This window comes from Streptomyces sp. NPDC003456 (genome assembly GCF_042878735.1).
In the GTDB taxonomy this organism is placed as follows: domain Bacteria; phylum Actinomycetota; class Actinomycetes; order Streptomycetales; family Streptomycetaceae; genus Streptomyces.
The window spans coordinates 407861-425145 of record NZ_JBIAOK010000001.1; the positions used below are offsets into that span (position 1 = coordinate 407861).

The 17285-nt window shown below is 68.8% G+C and carries 13 protein-coding genes and 1 pseudogene; 7 read left to right on the forward strand and 7 right to left on the reverse strand.

The genetic code is table 11. From position 1 onward, the window contains the following. Nucleotides 1-489 precede the first annotated feature (489 nt). The 7 genes from ACFYWG_RS01455 to ACFYWG_RS01485 all read left to right on the forward strand — a co-directional run bounded on the left by ACFYWG_RS01455 (nt 490) and on the right by ACFYWG_RS01485 (nt 10096). Nucleotides 490-1794, forward strand: coding sequence for a right-handed parallel beta-helix repeat-containing protein (locus ACFYWG_RS01455; RefSeq protein ID WP_389198549.1), 1305 nt, complete (start codon nt 490-492; stop codon nt 1792-1794). A gap of 125 nt (nt 1795-1919) precedes the next feature. Further along, complete coding sequence (locus ACFYWG_RS01460) at nt 1920-4112, forward strand: alpha-galactosidase (RefSeq protein WP_389198551.1); 2193 nt, start codon at nt 1920-1922, stop codon at nt 4110-4112. Nucleotides 4113-4138: 26 nt separating this feature from the next. Then, nucleotides 4139-5863 carry an ABC transporter substrate-binding protein gene (locus ACFYWG_RS01465; RefSeq protein WP_389198553.1) on the forward strand — a complete coding sequence of 575 codons (1725 nt, stop codon included), beginning with the start codon at nt 4139-4141 and terminating at the stop codon, nt 5861-5863. Between the two features lie 14 nt (nt 5864-5877). Beyond that, on the forward strand, nt 5878-7011 hold the full coding sequence (locus tag ACFYWG_RS01470) for an ABC transporter ATP-binding protein (RefSeq protein WP_389198555.1): 1134 nt from the start codon (nt 5878-5880) through the stop codon (nt 7009-7011). Next, nucleotides 7008-7988, forward strand: a complete 981-nt coding sequence (locus ACFYWG_RS01475; protein ID WP_389198557.1) for an ABC transporter permease — start codon at nt 7008-7010, stop codon at nt 7986-7988. Before ACFYWG_RS01470 ends, ACFYWG_RS01475 begins: the two co-directional genes overlap by 4 nt. Nucleotides 7989-7991: 3 nt before the next feature. After that, nucleotides 7992-9041, forward strand: coding sequence for an ABC transporter permease (locus ACFYWG_RS01480; RefSeq protein ID WP_389198559.1), 1050 nt, complete (start codon nt 7992-7994; stop codon nt 9039-9041). Beyond that, nucleotides 9038-10096: an ABC transporter ATP-binding protein gene (locus tag ACFYWG_RS01485; RefSeq protein WP_389198561.1), complete on the forward strand. Its 1059-nt coding sequence runs from the start codon at nt 9038-9040 to the stop codon at nt 10094-10096. The genes ACFYWG_RS01480 and ACFYWG_RS01485 overlap by 4 nt, the downstream gene beginning before the upstream one ends. A gap of 142 nt (nt 10097-10238) precedes the next feature. On the opposite strand, the pseudogene ACFYWG_RS01490 reads toward ACFYWG_RS01485, so the two are convergent. The 7 genes and pseudogenes from ACFYWG_RS01490 to ACFYWG_RS01520 all read right to left on the reverse strand — a co-directional run. Further along, nucleotides 10239-10841: pseudogene (locus ACFYWG_RS01490) on the reverse strand (phosphatase PAP2 family protein); the annotation flags it as partial. A 10-nt stretch (nt 10842-10851) separates the two neighbouring features. Continuing rightward, the gene (locus tag ACFYWG_RS01495) at nt 10852-11445 is read right to left on the reverse strand and encodes a hypothetical protein (RefSeq protein WP_389198563.1); all 594 of its coding nucleotides are present in this window, start codon (nt 11443-11445) and stop codon (nt 10852-10854) included. Then, nucleotides 11442-12758, reverse strand: a complete 1317-nt coding sequence (locus tag ACFYWG_RS01500) for a hypothetical protein (protein ID WP_389198565.1) — start codon at nt 12756-12758, stop codon at nt 11442-11444. The genes ACFYWG_RS01495 and ACFYWG_RS01500 overlap by 4 nt, the downstream gene beginning before the upstream one ends. Continuing rightward, nucleotides 12755-13570 carry an ABC transporter ATP-binding protein gene (locus ACFYWG_RS01505; RefSeq protein WP_389198567.1) on the reverse strand — a complete coding sequence of 272 codons (816 nt, stop codon included), beginning with the start codon at nt 13568-13570 and terminating at the stop codon, nt 12755-12757. Before ACFYWG_RS01505 ends, ACFYWG_RS01500 begins: the two co-directional genes overlap by 4 nt. Next, on the reverse strand, nt 13567-14406 hold the full coding sequence (locus ACFYWG_RS01510; RefSeq protein ID WP_385413547.1) for a zf-HC2 domain-containing protein: 840 nt from the start codon (nt 14404-14406) through the stop codon (nt 13567-13569). Before ACFYWG_RS01510 ends, ACFYWG_RS01505 begins: the two co-directional genes overlap by 4 nt. Next, a complete protein-coding gene (locus ACFYWG_RS01515; RefSeq protein ID WP_389198569.1) occupies nt 14403-14987 on the reverse strand; it encodes an RNA polymerase sigma factor in 585 nt (194 codons plus the stop codon). Before ACFYWG_RS01515 ends, ACFYWG_RS01510 begins: the two co-directional genes overlap by 4 nt. A gap of 747 nt (nt 14988-15734) precedes the next feature. Next, on the reverse strand, nt 15735-17138 hold the full coding sequence (locus tag ACFYWG_RS01520; protein ID WP_389198571.1) for an FG-GAP-like repeat-containing protein: 1404 nt from the start codon (nt 17136-17138) through the stop codon (nt 15735-15737). Nucleotides 17139-17285 lie beyond the last annotated feature (147 nt).

The window sequence follows — 17285 nt, forward strand, 5'->3', positions numbered from 1 at the left end:
AACCTGCAGGCGAACAGCGGTTCTATGGCGGTGGTCGGCGGTCAGCCACCCGCCTGCTCCCCGTGCAAGACCCCCGGGGGAGCGCGGGTCACGGGAATGGGCGCGACCGATTCTCATGGGCAGCGGAAAGGCGGCAACGATGAGGGACGGCCATGCCACGAATTCACGCATGAACTGAAGCACGGCCCGTACGCGACAAACACCGATGGCATTCGTGGCTGGAACGGGATGCCGCATCGGTCCGCGGGACCGGTGGCCTTTCTCCCGCCGCGCCAGAGCGAACGCATCGGAATCGGCCGCTGACACGCCACCCGGGTGGCTCATGGCAGGGAGGACGTCACCGCCGCTCCTTGCGACCCCATCGGGACGCCCTTGCGAGCCCGCACTACCGAAGGAGGAACGCTCGTTCGGCCCTGACTGTCTCCACTCAGGAGGAAAGAACCAGCCATGACGAAACCCCACACCTTCACTTGGCCATGTGTACTCACAGTGGCACTGCTGCTCCTCGCCGCTCTCCTCACCACCGCCCCCTCGGCCACGGCCGCCCCGGGCGCCTACTACGTCAGCAGTTCCATGGGGTCGGACACCTATGACGGGCGTTCGGCGAGCAGACCGTTCAAGACCATTCAGAAGGCAGCGGACCAGACCCTTCCCGGCGACACCGTGTACATCATGAACGGGACGTACCGCGACGTCACACCTGAAGGAGTCGTCCAGGTCACGCGGTCGGGCGCGCCGGGCAAGCCGATCACCTATCGGCCTCTTCCGGGGCACAAGCCGGTCATCGCGCCGGTGACCGGCTGGAACGGGATCGTCCTCATCGGAGCGTCGTACATCACGATCACCGGCCTCGACATCCGCGGCGACAGCGACAACCTGCGACTGGAGGACGCGGAGGTCGGCTCCAAGCCCACCGGGCCGGCCTTCAACACCAACTGCATCTACATACGGGAGGACTCCGCCTCCGGCCGCACTTCGCACCACGTCACCGTCCGCAACAACCACATCTGGGACTGCCCGGGCGCGGGAGTGGGAAGCACCTACGCCGACCACCTCCTCATCGAGCACAACAGGGTTCACTCGAACGCCTGGTACTCGGCTTTCGCCACCAGCGGTATCTCCGTGCTCACCCCCGTGGACGTGGACGACAAGCCCGGCTACAAGATCATCATCCGGAAGAACGTCGTCCACGACAACGAGAGCAAGGTCAAGTGGTACGTGTGCTCATGCTACTCCGACGGTAACGGGATCATCGTGGACCAGACCCTGCACCGTGGGGGCACCGGCACCCCGTACAAGGGCCGCATCCTGGTCGAGAACAACCTGGCCTTCGACAACGGCGGTTCGGGCATCCATTCCTTCAGCTCCGCCAACGTGGACATCGTCCACAACACCGCCTACATGAACTCACGCGGCAGGGAGATCAACTACCCGAACATCGGAGCCTGGCACAGCTCGAACGTCCGGCTCCTGAACAACATCTCGGTGGCACGACCGGGAAAGCCCACCAACTTCACCTTCGAGAACACCGACGTCGTGTACGACTACAACATCTACTACGGCGGCACCGCTCCCATGGTCCGGGGTCCGCACGACGTGATCGCCGATCCGAGGCTCGTGGCCCCCGGCACGGACAGCCGGCACGCCGACTTCCGGCTCGCCGCCGGCTCTCCCGCCATCGACAGCGGCGTCGCCACGAGCACCCGCACCGATCACGCGGGTACGCCACGGCCGCTGGGCACCGGCTGGGACCGAGGCGCGTACGAGTTCAGAAGGCACTACACCAGGCACTGACACCACGACCCGGTCGTGGCGTCGTCCCGGCAGTCGTCCTGCTCACCGTCCGGGCGACTGCCGGGAGGCACCGTGGGAGCGCCGACGCCGAGCACCCCTTCCCTCTTACGAAAGTGGTCAGTTCCGTGGACTCCGTCCCTTCTCCTCGCCTCGACCCCGGATCGGGTACCGCGCGTTTCCCGCTGCTGTTCCCTGCGGTGGAGGCCGTCGCGCAACGGCGCACCACACTGCTTCTGAGTCAGACCTCCGACGAACTGCCCGCCGTCCTGTGGTGCGGCACCGCCCCCGGCCAGGACGGAGTCGCCTGGGACGCGGAGCAAGGAGAGCGGGCAGCCTCCTCCGACTCCGCGGTACCGCTGCTGCCGGAGCACTGGCGCGGCTGGTTCGGACGTCCCGGACTGGGCGGTCACCGCTTGGCGGAAGCCGCCGGAACTCCGCCGGCCGGCCGGGACTGGGCCCCGGCGTTCACCCTGGACAGCGCGCTGGTCGAGGCTTCGGCCCTCACGCTGCGGGCCAGGGACGACGTCGCCGGGCTGGCCCTGGTCACCGAGGTCGAGTCGTTGCCCGGCGGGGCGCTGAGGGTGCGGCACGCGCTCACCAACACCGGCCCCGGCGCCTATGTGGTGGACCATCTGGACGTCGTCGTCCCGGTGCCGTCCCGGGCACGGGAGGGGCTCGACTTCACGGGGCGGATCCTGCACGAGAGGACCCCCCAGCGCCGGAAGGTGATCGACGGGTTGTGGCTGCGGGAGAACCGCAGGGGCAAGACGGCTCACGATGCGGCGACGCTCAACATCGTCGGCACTGAGGGCTTCGGATTCGCCACCGGCGAGGTGTGGGGTGTCCACGTCGGCTGGAGCGGCAACCATGTACATCGCACGGAGCTCCTGGACGGCATCCTGACGATCGGCGGCGGTGAGCTCCTGCTTCCGGGGGAGGTGGTCCTCGCCCAGGACGAGAGCTACCGCACACCGTGGGTCTACGTAGCCGCCTCGGACGAGGGACTCGACGGGCTGGCGGCACGGTTCCACGAGTACCTGCGGTCCCTGCCCGCACACCCCGGCTCCGCACGGCCGGTCAACTTCAACGTCTGGGAAGCGGTCCGGTTCCGGCACGACACGACCGAGCTGATCGAACTGGCCGAACTCGCCGCCGAGGTGGGCGCCGAGCGCTTCGTCCTGGACGACGGATGGTTCCGCGGCCGGCGATCGGACCGGGCCGGCCTGGGCGACTGGTGGGTCGACGAGGGCGTCTTCCCCCACGGGCTCACTCCGTTGGTCGACCGCGTCCGGGAGTTGGGCATGGAGTTCGGCCTCTGGTTCGAGCCGGAGATGATCAGCCAGGACTCGGACCTGTACCGCGAGCACCCTGAGTGGATCGTGTCCACCGGGTCACGGACACCACTGCTGGAACGCAACCAGCTGGTCCTGGACCTCTCGCGACCCGAGGTGGTCCGGTACCTGGTGGAGCGCATCGACACCCTGCTCACCGAGTACGACATCTCCTACGTGAAGTGGGACCACAACCGTGCGGTGCTGGACGGGGGTTCGGGGCGGACCGGCGGCGCGCCGGTGATCCACGCGCAGACCGTCGCCTACTACGCCTTGCTCGACGAACTGCGCCGACGCCATCCGCGGGTGGAGTGGGAGTCGTGTTCGGCCGGCGGCGCCCGTATCGACCTGGAGGTCCTCCAGCGCGTCCAGCGGGTGTGGACCTCCGACATGACCGACGCACTGGCCCGCCACTCCATCCAGCGCTGGACGGGCCAGCTGCTGCCCCCGGAGTACCTCGGTGCTCACGTCGCCGCACCGTTCTCCCTGTACACGGGCCGCTACATGCCCCTGGACTTCAGGGCAGCGACCGCGTTCTTCGGGCACTTCGGCATCGAGTGGGACATCCGGGAGGCGAGCACCGAGGACCGGGCGGTCCTCAAGGACTGGGTCCGCCTCTACAAGGAGCACCGGACTCTGCTGCACGGCGGCCGGACCGTCCGGGGCGACACCAGCGACGAGCGCGCGTGGACCCACGGGGTCATCGCCCACGACCACTCGGCCGCCCTCATGGCGCACGTCCAGTTCGAGGACGGACTCAACACGACCTCCCCGCGGCTGACCATCCCCGGACTGCTCCCGGACAAGGAGTACCGGATCCGGGCCGTACGGCCTGCGGCACAGGCAGCGGTCTCACGCGCCGATGACATCCCTCCGCTCCCCGAAGAGGGCTCGCTGATGTCCGGCGCGGCGCTCGCCCACATCGGCATCACCCTTCCCCCACTGTGTCCGCTCCAGGTCGTGCTGCTGCTCGCCGAGGCGGCCTGACGCCGGGCTCGACACCCCCACCCGAAATGGCGCCATTCCATCCGAGAACGATCTGCACCTTCCTCACTGGAGTCACCGTGTCAGCACAGCACACCCTCCGGGCGCTGAGCGCCGCGACCGTCGTGGCGGCCCTGGTCACCGGATGTTCCTCCGCCAACTCCGACGCCAACCGCTCGTCACGCGGCAGCACCGCCGGCGTCCTCGACATCGGCGTGGTCAGCGGTCCGCAGACCGACAACAGCAACCCATTCCTCGGCACGTCGGCCGCCGCGAATCTGGGCTACCGCCACATGATCTACGAGCCGCTGGTGATGCCGAACGACATCCGGCCGGAGCGCAAGGGCACGCCCTGGCTGGCGAAGGACTGGAAGTGGGACGGGAACTTCACCAAGGTCACCATCACCGTGGACGAGCGTGCGAAATGGTCCGACGGCAAGCCGCTGACCGCCGAGGACGTGGCGTTCACCTTCGACCTGATCAAGAAGTACCCGGCACTCAACGTCTACGGCGTCACCTACGGCGGAGTGGCCGTAGAAGCCGGCAAGGTCGTCCTCACCTTCGCGGAATCGCAGTTCGTCAACCAGAGCAAGATCCTGCGTACGCTCATCGTGCCCAAGCACATCTGGAAGACCGTCGAGGACCCGGCCACCTGGCCCAACCGCAAGCCTCTCGGTTCCGGCCCCTACACGCTCAAGACGTTCACACCGCAGACCACCACGCTCCAGGCGGCGCCCTCCTACTGGAAGGGCAAGACGCGGGTGAAGGAACTCCGCTTCACCTCCCACAACGACAACAGCGCGCAGACCACGGCTCTCGCCAACGGCAAGTCGGAATGGTCCAACGTCTTCATTCCGAACCACGAGCAGCTGTACGTCGCCAAGGACCCGGCGCACCACAAGCTCTGGTTCCCCGCCGGGATCGGTATACACGGCCTGTGGCTGAACACCACGAGGGGGCCGCTGAGCGATCCGGCGCTGCGCAAGGCGATGGCCATGGTGATCGATCGCAGGGCCATCCACGTCCAGGCGCAGGCTTCGCTCTACCCGGAGATCACCAATCCGACCGGGATACCCCTGCCCGCGGGTGAGCCCTTCCTCGCCCCCGAGTACAAGAGCAGGACGAACAAGCCGGACGTGGCCGGCGCCAAGAAGCTCCTGGAGCGGGCCGGATACCGCCTGGCCGGCGGCGTGCTGAAGGACCCCGCAGGCAAGGCCGTGAAGCTCACCCTCACCGACCCGGCAGGCTGGAACGACTACGTCACCGGTTTGTCGATCATCCAGAGCAACATCAAGCCCCTGGGCATCGACGCGAAGGTCAAGACCCAGAGCGCCGAGGTATGGACCGCCAGTGTGGCCAACGGTGACTTCGACGCCACGCTCCACTGGACGAACAGTGGTGCCACGCCGTACGACATGTACCAGAACATCATGGACGGCGCGCTGCTCCAGCCCGTCGGCAAGAGCGCCTCGCTGGGCAACTACGGGCGTTTCGACAGTCCTCGGGCGACGAAGGCGCTCAAGGAGTACGCCAACGCCACCGATGACTCCACGCGCACCACGGCGCTCCACACCCTGCAGAAGATCATGGTGGAGGAAGTGCCGGTCATCCCCACGGCCGGGGCGCACCTGGGAGCCGAGTACTCCACGAAGAACTGGGTGGGCTGGCCCGACGAGTCCGACCCGTACGGCCCCCCGCAGCCGACCCAGCCCAACGCGCTGGACATCGTGCTGCGCCTCAAGCCCGCCAAGTGAGAGGGGACCGGCCGATGAGCGACCACGAACACGACGCGGCGCCGCGCTCCGGCACCCGTCCCGGCGAGGCGGGCGACACCGTGCTCGAAGCACGCGGCGTCACCAAGCACTTCCCCGTCAGACGAACCGCCCGCGAAGTCTTCGGCCGCCGGCACCGTGCCGTCCGGGCGGTCGACGACATCTCCCTGTGCCTACGACGCGGCAGCGTCACCGCCCTGGTGGGGGAATCGGGTTCGGGCAAGTCGACGGTGGCCCGCCTGCTGTCCCAGCTCCATCCCCTCACCCAGGGTGAGATCCGGCTTCTCGGCGTCCCGGTCACGGCCGGGCGGGGCCGGTCGTTCCGCGCTTACGCACGTCAGGTACAGCTGATCTTCCAGGACCCGTTCGCCTCGCTCAACCCGGTCCACACGGTGCGCTACCACCTCACCCGGTCCTTGCGGATCCACGGCAAGCGGGCCACCGACGCGGAGGTGTACCGACTGCTCGAGCGGGTGCAGCTGAGCCCTCCGCACGAGTACGTGGACAAGTTCCCGCACGAGTTGTCGGGGGGCCAGCGCCAGCGCGTCGCCATCGCCAGGGCGCTGGGCGCCGATCCGAAGGTGCTCCTCGCGGACGAACCGGTCTCCATGCTCGACGTGTCCATCCGCCTCGGCGTCCTCAACCTGCTGCGGGACCTCAAGGAGCGACTGCGGCTCGCCATCCTCTACATCACGCACGACATCGCTTCCGCACGCTACTTCGCCGACACGACCCTCGTCATGTACGCGGGCCGCCTCGTGGAGGGCGGCGACAGTGAGACGGTCACCCAGCGGCCCGCACACCCGTACACCCAGTTGCTGATCGCCTCGGCCCCCGACCCCGACCGCATCGCCGACCCGCGGGAGCAGGAGGAGACCGGCAGCGGCGAGCCCCCGTCGCTCATCTCCCCGCCGGAGGGATGCCGCTTCCACCCGCGCTGCCCCAAGGCGATGGAGCGCTGCCGCACCGAACTCCCGCCCCGCTTCGAGATCGGCAACGACGGCCAGTGGGCCGCGTGCTGGCTGTACGAGGACCGCCCCGTCAGCACCGGGATCCCTGGTGCCGCTCCGTCGGCCGGCACCTCGGCCTCCGGCGCGGCCGAGACCATGACGGAGGCAGCGGCCCCGTGAAATTCGTCCTCCAGCGCATCCTCTTCTACGCCGTCACCGCGTGGGCGGCGATCACCATCAACTTCCTGATCCCGCGGTTGATGCCGGGCGACCCGCTCCAGGCACTGCTGACCCGCTTCAAGGGGCAGCTCGACACCAGTGCCATCGCCTCGATCGAGGTGCTCTTCGGCATCGACGAGAAGCGCTCGCTCTGGCAGCAGTACCTGGACTACTGGGGCCAACTCCTGCGGGGCGACCTGGGCCTGTCCTTCACCTTCTTCCCCACGCCCGTCAGCGAGGTCATCTCGCAGTCACTGCCCTGGACACTGGTGCTGGTGGGCGTCACCACGCTGCTGAGCTTCGGGCTCGGCACCGGCCTGGGCATCTACACCGGCTGGCGGCGTGGTTCGTGGATGGACGGCCTGCTGCCCGTCACCACCTTCGTCTCCTCCATCCCCTACTTCTGGCTCGGTCTCATCTTCATCGCCGTGTTCGCCGTGAAGTGGCCGGTCTTCCCGGCTGCCGGCGGCTACGACAACGCGCTGGTCCCGGCCTTCGACGTACCGTTCGTCTCCAGCGCGCTGTACCACGGTTTCCTGCCCGCCCTCACCATCATCCTCAGTGCCGTCGCCAGCTGGATCCTCGGCATGCGCAACATGATGGTGACCGTCTCGTCCGAGGACTACGTGATGGTGGCGCAGGCCAAGGGACTGTCGGAGCGCCGCGTGATGTTCTCCTACGCCGCGCGGAACGCGATCCTGCCCAACATCTCCGGGTTCGCCCTCTCGCTCGGCTTCGTCGTCGGCGGCACGCTGCTGGTGGAGATGGTCTTCTCCTATCCGGGCATCGGCTTCCAGCTCTTCCAGGCGGTCGGGGCCAGGGACTACCCGCTGATGCAGGGCGTCTTCCTGATCATCACGCTGTCGGTCCTCGCGGCGAACCTCCTCGCCGACCTGGTCTACATGCTCCTGGACCCGCGCACCAGAAAGGAGGCCTGAGCCGTGTCACTCCCCTCCACCGAGATCACCGTCCCCGAGGCGCCTCCCGCTCCGGCTCCGGCAGGCGCCAAGCGTGCCCGGCTGCGATTCCTGCGCGGCAGGAAGACCCTCACGGGCCTCTCGATCCTCGGATTCTTCACGGTGCTCGCCGTCATCGGGCCGTGGATCGCCCCCTACGACCCCGACGCGATGAGTGACGCGCTGCTCCAGCCGCCGTCGGGCGATCACTGGTTCGGCACCACGCACACCGGTCAGGACGTGCTGTCCCAGATCCTCGTCGGGACCCGGGGCGTGCTCGTCGTGGGCTTCCTCGCCGGGTTCCTCGCCACGGTCCTGTCCGTGCTGATCGGCGTCAGCGCCGGCTTCCTGGGCGGCGCGGCCGACGAAATACTGTCGGCGCTGTCCAACATCTTCCTCGTCATCCCGGCACTGCCCCTGGTCATCATCATCGCCAGCTTCGTCACGGACGCGGGAGACCTGCTGATCGCCGTGGTGATCGCCTTCACCTCCTGGGCCTGGGGCGCCCGTGTGCTGCGCGCCCAGACCCTGTCGCTGCGGCGGCGGGACTACGTCGAGGCGGCCCGCGCCACCGGTGAACCCACCTGGCGCATCATCGTCTTCGAGATCATGCCGAACCTCACCGCGGTCATCGCCTCCGGCTTCATCGGCACCGTCATCTTCGCCGTTCTGCTGGAGATCACCCTCGCCTTCATCGGCGTGGCCGACATCTCCCACTGGAACTGGGGGACCGTGCTCTTCTGGGCGCAGTCCAACCAGGCGCTCGCACAGGGCGCATGGTGGTGGTTCGTACCCGCCGGACTGTGCATCGCCCTGCTCGGCACGGCCCTGGCTCTGATCAACTTCGGCATCGACGAGTTCGTGAACCCGCGGCTGCGCACCGCGACCGGCGCGTCCCGCAAGGTCCGGATGCGGGTGGGCTTCACGCCGGTGGCCCGCACGGGGCCGGCGAACGGCGCCGGAGAGCCGGACGACGCGGCCCCCGGCGGCATGCCGATACCCGACCGCCCGCAGCACAAGGAGCCCCACGCGTGACCAGGCGCCCCGTTCTGACCATCAGCGGACTGCACGTCGACTACGGCACGGGTCCTGCCGCGGTCCACGCGTTGCGCGACATCAACCTCACTCTGCACCGCGGCGAGATCCTCGGCCTCGCCGGCGAGTCAGGTTCCGGCAAGTCCACGCTCGCCTACGCCGTGACCCGTCTGCTCTCCCCGCCCGGAGTGATCACAGGCGGCGACGTCCGCTACCACCCGCCGCAGGACGGCGCAGGCCCGGTGGACATCCTCGCGCTGACGCCGCGTCAGCTGCGCGCGTTCCGTTGGCAGGAGCTGTCCATCGTCTTCCAGGGGTCGATGAACGCGCTCAATCCCGTGCACACGGTGCACAGCCAGCTGACGGATGTCCTCGCGGCACACCGGCCAAGGATGTCGGCGGCCCAGCGCACGGCGCGGGCCGGGGAGTTGCTCGCCCTGGTCGGCATCTCCCGCGACAGGCTGGGTGCCTTCCCGCACCAGCTGTCCGGCGGCATGCGCCAGCGCGTGATGATCGCGATGGCCATGGCCCTGGAACCGGAGATCGTGATCATGGATGAACCGACCACGGCCCTGGACGTGGTGATGCAGCGCCAGATCCTGCGGAAGATCGCGGCGCTCCGTGAGGTACTGGGCTTCTCGGTCGTCTTCGTCACGCACGACATCTCGCTGCTGATCGAGTTCTCCGACCGCGTGGCCATCATGTACGGCGGCCGCATCGTCGAGCAGGCGAGCGCCGCGGACATCTACCGGGACCCGCACCACCCCTACAGCGACGGGCTGCTTCACTCCTTCCCGGCTCTGCACGGTCCGCGCCGGGAGCTGACGGGCATCCCGGGCTCGCCGCCTCACCTCGCCGCCATGCCCTCGGGTTGTGTGTTCCACCCGCGCTGCGGGCAGTCGTTCGACCCGTGCGACCGTCACGTCCCGCCGCTGGCCGCACCGGAGGCGACGCCGGGCCGGTCCGTGGCGTGCTGGCTCCACCACGCGGCCCCCGGACCGGCCTCCGGACCGGCCTCCGCCCCGGACGCCACGGCGACGACACGCACGGCCTGACCCGGGTCTCGCACCGGACACGCGTGGCTGCGCCGAGACGCGCCGAGCGAGGCGGCTGCCCGGCCGGGCAGCCGCCTCGCTGTGCGGTCCGTCGGGCGAGGATCTGACAGTGGAATTGGACGCCTGGGTCCGTGCCGAGGCCTCACAGCCCCGGCCTCGGTCGCGACGGCGGCACGCATGAATTCCTCGTCCGTGACAGACCATCGATCAAGCCGCGCCTCTCGTCCCGGCGCTGCCCCGGGAGTCGTTCACCCACGGATCTCCCGCATCCGGCCTCCGCGTCCGGCGTCCGGCGTGCCGGAGCGGGTGCCGCACCGACTCCTCACGAGCGTGGGGAGGAACCGGGTTTCGACCCGGTCGGTGTGGCGCATCAGGCGCGGCGTCAGGAGCAGCCCGACGCCCATGACGGCGACACCTGCGACCGCGTCGAGGAAGTAGTGGTTCGCCGTGCCCATCACCACGATCGTCGTCGCAGGGGATAGAGCACGGCAGCCGTTCGGGCTGAACGCCCTCGTCCGCACTGTCAGAGCATCACCCCGCACCACAACGCCCAGCCCACGTGCAGACGTGGCATGGCCGCGTACTGGTTTGGTCATGTCCCCATGCCCCGCGGTGCGCTCGCCGCACCGCCCCACCATCCCTACGAACTGTACTGGGCCATCGTGTCGACGAAGCCGTGGCTCTTGTCGAGAAGCCGGGGCGGGCAGGTCGGCAGCAGGGCGAAGCCGATCATGCAGATGAGGGTTCCTCCGGCACTATCCCTCCGCACGGCTGCCGCGCCAGGAGTGGAGCACCGTACCGGTCACGAAAGCGGTCGCTGCCACTGCCCAGGAACCGGAGTCGCTGCCCGGCTGCGTGTACCAGGTCCACACGGTGCCGTGCGGGCCCGGGGGCGCGAGCAGGTACGTCAGGCCCACATAGAGGGTCACGGGCAGCCAGCTCCGGCGCGCTCCGAGGAGAACCGACGCCGCCACCGTCACACCGGTCACTCCCACGAGGTTCCGCACCATCGCACCGGCTCCGTACGCGTGGGGGTCACCGGGGACGGAGCCGGCGAGCAGGGCCGCGGTCAGGCCCGTCAGCACACCTACGTGCAGCAGGCGGCGCGTCGCCCACCGTCTGACGGCGGTGCGATCCAGTTCGTCGCTCGGTGTGGACAGACTCGTCCCGATCGCGGCCGCGGCCAGGAGTGGCGCGAAGACGGTCACCGGCAGGCGCGACGTGTGGTCGGCGTCAAGCTGCTGTTGCAGCACGTGGGCGAAGAGGGCAGCCAGCACCGCGATGCCCACGAGCGCTGTGGCGATGCTCGGGAGTGCACGCGAGCGGCTGTAGAGGAGGGAGAACTTCATGGCAGGGGAACCGCCGTCGGGTCGCAACGGTCGGCCGCGAAGTACCGTTGCAGGTAGACCTTCTGCTCTTCCCGGCTCTTCGTTCGCAGCCGATCGACGAGGCGATGCGCCTCTGGAGTGAGGATCGCGGATTGGATCCGGGAGGGTGCCAGCCATTCGATGACCGCGCTGTTGACATCGGACGCCCTCTGGAAGTCCGGATGCTCGAAGTCGCTGTTCGAGCAGGTGTCAGCGAAGAGGTTCATGGCCGCTGCGGTGGCATACTCGGCCGGGTCGCCCACTTTGTTGCGTGTGGCTTCTGCCGCCGGAGAGGGAAGTACGGCGTCCCGGCGGGTCGGCCGGGACGCGCCGTCGACCCAGCGAAGAGGGGCGCCAGGGACTCCCCGAAGGCGTGCGTTGAGGTCCTGCAGAGCGTCTGAGGTGTCGTTCAGGAGCTTGTGGTCGACTGCTCTCACGCACACCTGCGGCCTCCCCTGATCACACATGAGGCGGGAAGCCGAGTGATCAGGCTGCCAGGGAGATCCGTTCACGACGATGAGCAAGGCGGCACCTCCCGCCAGAGCAAGCGGGATGATCGCCACTGTGCGGCGTCGGGCGGCGTACGCGAGCAGCGAGGCAGCCGCGAGCCCTCCCGTCCACAGCATGGACGAGGGGCCGAACCACCATGCCGGTCGGTCCCAGGTGTAGTCGTGGGGGAACGAGGGGTTGAGCCAGCCGAAGCGTTTCAACTCGTAGGTGAAGCTGAAGGCCAGATAGAGGCAGACGGCAGCAGCCGGAGCAGCAAGGCGCCAGCGAACCACCCTTCCCAGAACGAAGCCCACTGCGCCGAGCGAGGCCAGCGCTGCCGCGTCCGCCAGCACCAAGGAGAGAAAGGGGTGCCCGTACCCTGCGTACGGCCAGGTGGCCAGGAGGCAGCAGGAGGCCGCGGCAAGGTAGCCGACAGCGGGCCACACGACGGCCGGCGCCGCGGCGAGCAGTGTCTGCCGCAACGGAGATCTCGCGCAGGAGGCCAGCAGTTCCGTCATGCGAGCACGGCGTTCCCTGCCCCCGTGCCAGCACCCCAGGGCGGCGGTGACGGGGCCGCCGAGGAAGGTGCCGGTGACGCGCAGCAGATCCGTGGTGTCCGTCCACCGGTTCTGCCAGCCCCCCGCTTCGTTCGCCTTGGCCGCCATGACGGTGACCACGAGCACGGCGATGATCGCTCCGGTCCAAGGCCCGGTACCGCGGCGGAGTTCGCTGCGCAAGGGGTGGCGCAGCGGTGATCCGGCTTCCGCTGAGAAGACCGGGCTCCGACGGTCTGCCGTCTCGGTCATCGCGCTCCCCCGGGCCCGGGCGCCGCGTTCCTGCGTTCGCGGCGTTGGGCCTGCAGCACCGTCGTGTAGCCGCGCTCGATGGGGTTGCCTGCCGCCTCGTGCTCGGCGTCCATACCGATAGCCGTCAGTTCGGCTGTCGTCCCGCGATAGGCGACTCGCCCGGACTCCATCAGGGTCACCTCCGAGCAGGCAGCCGCGACGTCCTCGACGATGTGAGTCGAGACGATGACCGCGGCAGTGGTGCCGACGTCTCGCAGCAATGCTCTGAACTCCACTCGCTGTTCGGGATCGAGCCCGGCGGTGGGTTCGTCGAGGAGCAGGAGTTCCGGTTCGTTGACGAGGGCCTGCGCTATTCCAGCCCTCCGCACCATTCCGCCCGACAGCGTCTTGATCTTGGTGTCGAGGCGGTCGGCCAGCCCGACACGTTCCACGGCATGTTCCACTGCTGCCGCCATGGAGGCCGCAGGCACCTCTTTCAGCCAGGCCATGTACGTCACGAATTCCCGCACGGTGAAACCGGGGTAGTAGCCGAACTCCTGGGGCAGATAACCCAGTTTGCGCCTGGCCTGTGTCCTGCCGTGGTGCGTGCCCATGTCCTGGCCCAGGATTTCCACCCTGCCGCTCGTCGGAGAAGCGACGGTGGCCAGTACCCGCATCAAGGAAGTTTTGCCGGCTCCGTTGGGGCCGAGGAGGCCGTGTACGCCCGTGCCGAAGTGCAGATCGACGGCATCCAGAGCGACGTGCCGTCGGTGCCGGACCGTGAGGCCGCTGACGCGAACCGCGTGCGTCAGCCTTGTGGTTGATGGGCTCACAGGTTCTCCCGGTAGTCGAATGAAGCACGTCGCAGCACCAGCACTCCCGCGCACACTGCGGCGCCGATCGCCCACCCGCTCTGGGCTCCGGTGCCGGAGACAAGCAGGTCCAGCCGGTCGCTCAGGTTCATGGACAAGGCGTCGAAGCGGGGCGCCATCACGGCGGCCGTCCAGCAAGCCGCCAGGATCGAGGCGGCGACGTAACAGCCCACGTAGGAGCCGAGCGCAAGAGCCGCCAGCGTGAGGGCGAGCGCAGGAAGCAGCCACGTCGCAAGTCCCGGGCCTCCCGCGTCCGCCGGGAGCAGCGCACCGGCAGCCGTCAGCAGCGGGATGCTCACCGCGAGCACCACCGCGGTGCGTGCCAGCAGCAGATACAACCCACTCGCCGGGGTCGAGGCGACGAGGTCGTACATCGGGTCCGCGTGCCGGCCGTACGAGAGCGCCACACCGGCCAAGGGCAGCGTCGGCGCAAGCGCCAGGAGGACCGGGCGAGCGTGCGCGTAACCCGCACCGAAGGCGAGACCGAAGGTCCCCGCGATCACGAAGAGCAGGGCCAGCAGCCACGGTCCCCGAAGCGCAGGGCCGACCGCCCAGTACACACGAACCATCGATCCGAAGCGGCCCGGTCGCCCGTATGCCTGCGCCTCGGCCAGGACCATCGCCCGCACGTCGGCGACGACCGCACCGTCAGACCCGGCGGCAACGTGCCATGAGACACGGGCCGCGCACTCCTGACACGACTCCACGTGCTTCTCCAGCGACCAGGCGTCCAGCTCTGATGCCGTGTCCGCGGCGTAGTCGGCCGCGAGCACCTCACTCACATGCCATCCGGTCATGCCATGCCTTCCCGCGGTCGAGTGACGGAGACGGCCTCGGCCAGGGCCTTGCGCAGCTCGCGGCGAGCACGCAGCGCACGGGACTTGACCGTCCCTTCCGGTATGCCGAGCAGTCGGGCGGCCTCACGCGTGCTCAGTCCGTCCACGACCGTCGCACGCAGCACTTCTCGCAACTCACGGGGTATGCGCTCAAGAGCGGCACCCACGTCGCCGTACTCCAGCCCGGACAACACACGCTCCTCTGCCGACGGCGCCATGCCTGCCATGTCATCGATCACGGGTTCCTCTCGCGGTCTCGACCGTTGGGCGTCGATCAACCGACGAGCCGCGATCACCCACAGCCACCCGCCTGTCTCAGTGCCACGATGGGACCTGGCGGAGCGCCACACCGTGACGAAGGTCTCCTGCAGTACGTCCCGGACCACCTCCGGGTCGTCGCAGCGTCGTGACAGGCGGGAGTGCAGCCAGCCGGCGTGCCGGTCGTACAGCACCCCGAGCGCCCGAGCGTCACCCCCGGCTACCGCGCGGAGCAAGGCTGCGTCGTCCTCCTCGCCGTCCGAAGGCGAACGTGTGGTTCTCATACTCTTCTTATCGGTGATCCGCGCACGTTCGGTTCACGATCACCGGCTGAACATGCCCTCGGTCTCTCCCCGACACGTACTGAGCTGTGCCCTGCGCGTTGCGGCAGATCAACCGCACACCGACCACGCGGTACATGACGGACAGTCAAATTGGTGACGCTGCCCTGTGTTGGTCCGAGTGATCACGTACGTCACGTGAGCCGTACATGCCTGTCGACGTGTTACCTCGAACATGTCCTGGAGTGGTCAGGACGGCGCGATGGGACACCAGATAGGCCGGGCGGAGCCTGATGGGTCCTGGTCGGCGAACACCGTCCAGGACGGTCCCGGGTTTCTCAGCTTCGGCCCGTATGCCACCGAGCGTCCCTCTGAGCAGCGATCAGTGCACCGACACGGTCGAGGACGCCCGCGTGGTGAAGACGGCCGCTAACCCGGGCAGTGTGACGCTGGATGTGCCGCAGGCCTTCTACGGCCGGGACATCTCTCGCCTCGATCCCAAGAATATCGCACCGTCCTCTGCCCATACTGGTGGCGCTCACGCCCACCAACGGTGGCACGGTCAAGGCATGCCCCGACCGCGAGTCTCGCCCGTACGGACGAGACTCGGGGTCGGTGATTGCGGCCGCCCTGCGCATCAGATGGTGCACCTGGCCGGCGCGTCGGTCCTGCCGGCGTTTGTGCGGGGGGCCGGGGCTCAGGTCCCCCGGGGCCGGTGGGCCGAGGCGCCGGTCCTGTCGGGCCGGTCGATCAGCGGGCGAGTCGCTGTCCGAACAGTGCTTCCTTCTGCGGCGCGCCGAGCGAACCGGGGCCGAACGAGGTGATGTTGGTGGTCGTCGCGCCCGCCTTCGAGCCGCGCAGCACCCAGACCGCCCCCGAGTCCTTGTAGGTGTTGTCCTCCAGCGGGGCGGCCACCACGAGGTCGGCCCGGTTGTTGTCGTTGACGTCGGCGAGCAGGACCGTACGACCGAAGTTGTCGCTCGTCTCGGAGACGCCGGGGACGCCGGAGGTGGACTGGTGGAAGGCCTGGGCGCCCGAACCGGTCAGGCCGGACGCGCCGCCCTTGAGCAGGACCACCGCGCCCGCCTCGCGGACCGAGCCGACGTCCTCACCGGGCACGCCGACCGCGATGTCCGGGTAGCCGTCGCCGGTCACGTCGCCCGCGGCGAGCGCGTAGCCGAACTGGTCGCCGAAGTTGCGGTAGTTGTCGCCCGCCTCGTCGGTGCCGGGGACACCCGCCGTGTTCTGCGTGATCCTGGCGGTGCGCGTGGAGGGCCCGTTCGCCGAGCCGTAGACGACGCGGACCGCGCCCGCGTCGTAGTCCATCATCTCCGACACCTGGTCGACCTGGCGGGCCACGAAGTCCCCGTAACCGTCCCGGTTCACATCGGCCACGACGCCGCCGACGGTGTAGTAGCCGGTGCTCTTGAACGTCGAGCTGAGTCCCGTCGACGTGCCCTTGTAGTAGCGGGACTTGAACTGCATCTCCTCGAAGCCGTTCGTGGTGACGACGTCATCCTTGCCGTCACCGTTCATGTCCCCGACGGCCATGTCCTGGGGACCGGACTCGTCCGCTATCTCCAGCGTGTTCGTCCGGGCGGGCACCCCGGCCCGGGTGAAGGGGCCGAAGCGGACCTCCAGGTTGCCGTTGGCGTTGGCGATGACGTCGGCGTGGCCGTCGCCGTCGATGTCGCCGGCGGCCACCCGGTAGGCGGCGTCGCCGAGCGCGGCGCCTTCGCTCAGGCCGTGTGCGGAGCCCCACAGCACCATCGGGGTGTAGTAGCTGCCGACGACCAGGTCCGTGTACCCGTCGCCGTCGAGGTCGCGGGCGGCGGTGCTGACGCCGAAGGTCCCGTACTCCATGAGGTCGCCGGGCACGCTGTTGGTGGCCTGCGTGATCAGCTGCGGGTGGGCGGTGTCGGTGCCGGCCGAGGAGCCGTACACGACGGACACGTAACCGGCCTGGTGGACGCCCGACACGGTGGCGTAGGGAGCGCTGACCGCGAGGTCGGCGTAGCCGTCGCCGTTGAAGTCCACCACAGGGGTCTGCGGCGCGGCGGCGGCCGGACCGGCGGACAGGACCATGGGCGCGGTGACCAGGGCGACCAGCGCCGCGCACCGTGCGACGCCGCGACGGCTCTTGGGGTGAGGCACGAATGACTCCGAAAGTTGGGCCAGGATAAGTCTGTCGTTCAACTGGACCCGCGAGTGACCCAAAGGGTTGTGGTGCGGTGACCGGTCGTGGCCCTGGTGCGACCGTTCCCGTTCGATCGCGCAATGCGATGGACCGGGGGCCTGACC

Bases quoted from the DNA above. Each gene is read 5' to 3' on its own strand.
- ACFYWG_RS01465 (WP_389198553.1), top strand. From the start codon at position 4,139: ATGGCGCCATTCCATCCGAGAACGATCTGCACCTTCCTCACTGGAGTC.
- ACFYWG_RS01470 (WP_389198555.1), top strand. From the start codon at position 5,878: ATGAGCGACCACGAACACGACGCGGCGCCGCGCTCCGGCACCCGTCCC.
- ACFYWG_RS01495 (WP_389198563.1), bottom strand. From the start codon at position 11,445: ATGAAGTTCTCCCTCCTCTACAGCCGCTCGCGTGCACTCCCGAGCATC.
- ACFYWG_RS01500 (WP_389198565.1), bottom strand. From the start codon at position 12,758: ATGACCGAGACGGCAGACCGTCGGAGCCCGGTCTTCTCAGCGGAAGCC.
- ACFYWG_RS01510 (WP_385413547.1), bottom strand. From the start codon at position 14,406: ATGACCGGATGGCATGTGAGTGAGGTGCTCGCGGCCGACTACGCCGCG.
- ACFYWG_RS01515 (WP_389198569.1), bottom strand. From the start codon at position 14,987: ATGAGAACCACACGTTCGCCTTCGGACGGCGAGGAGGACGACGCAGCC.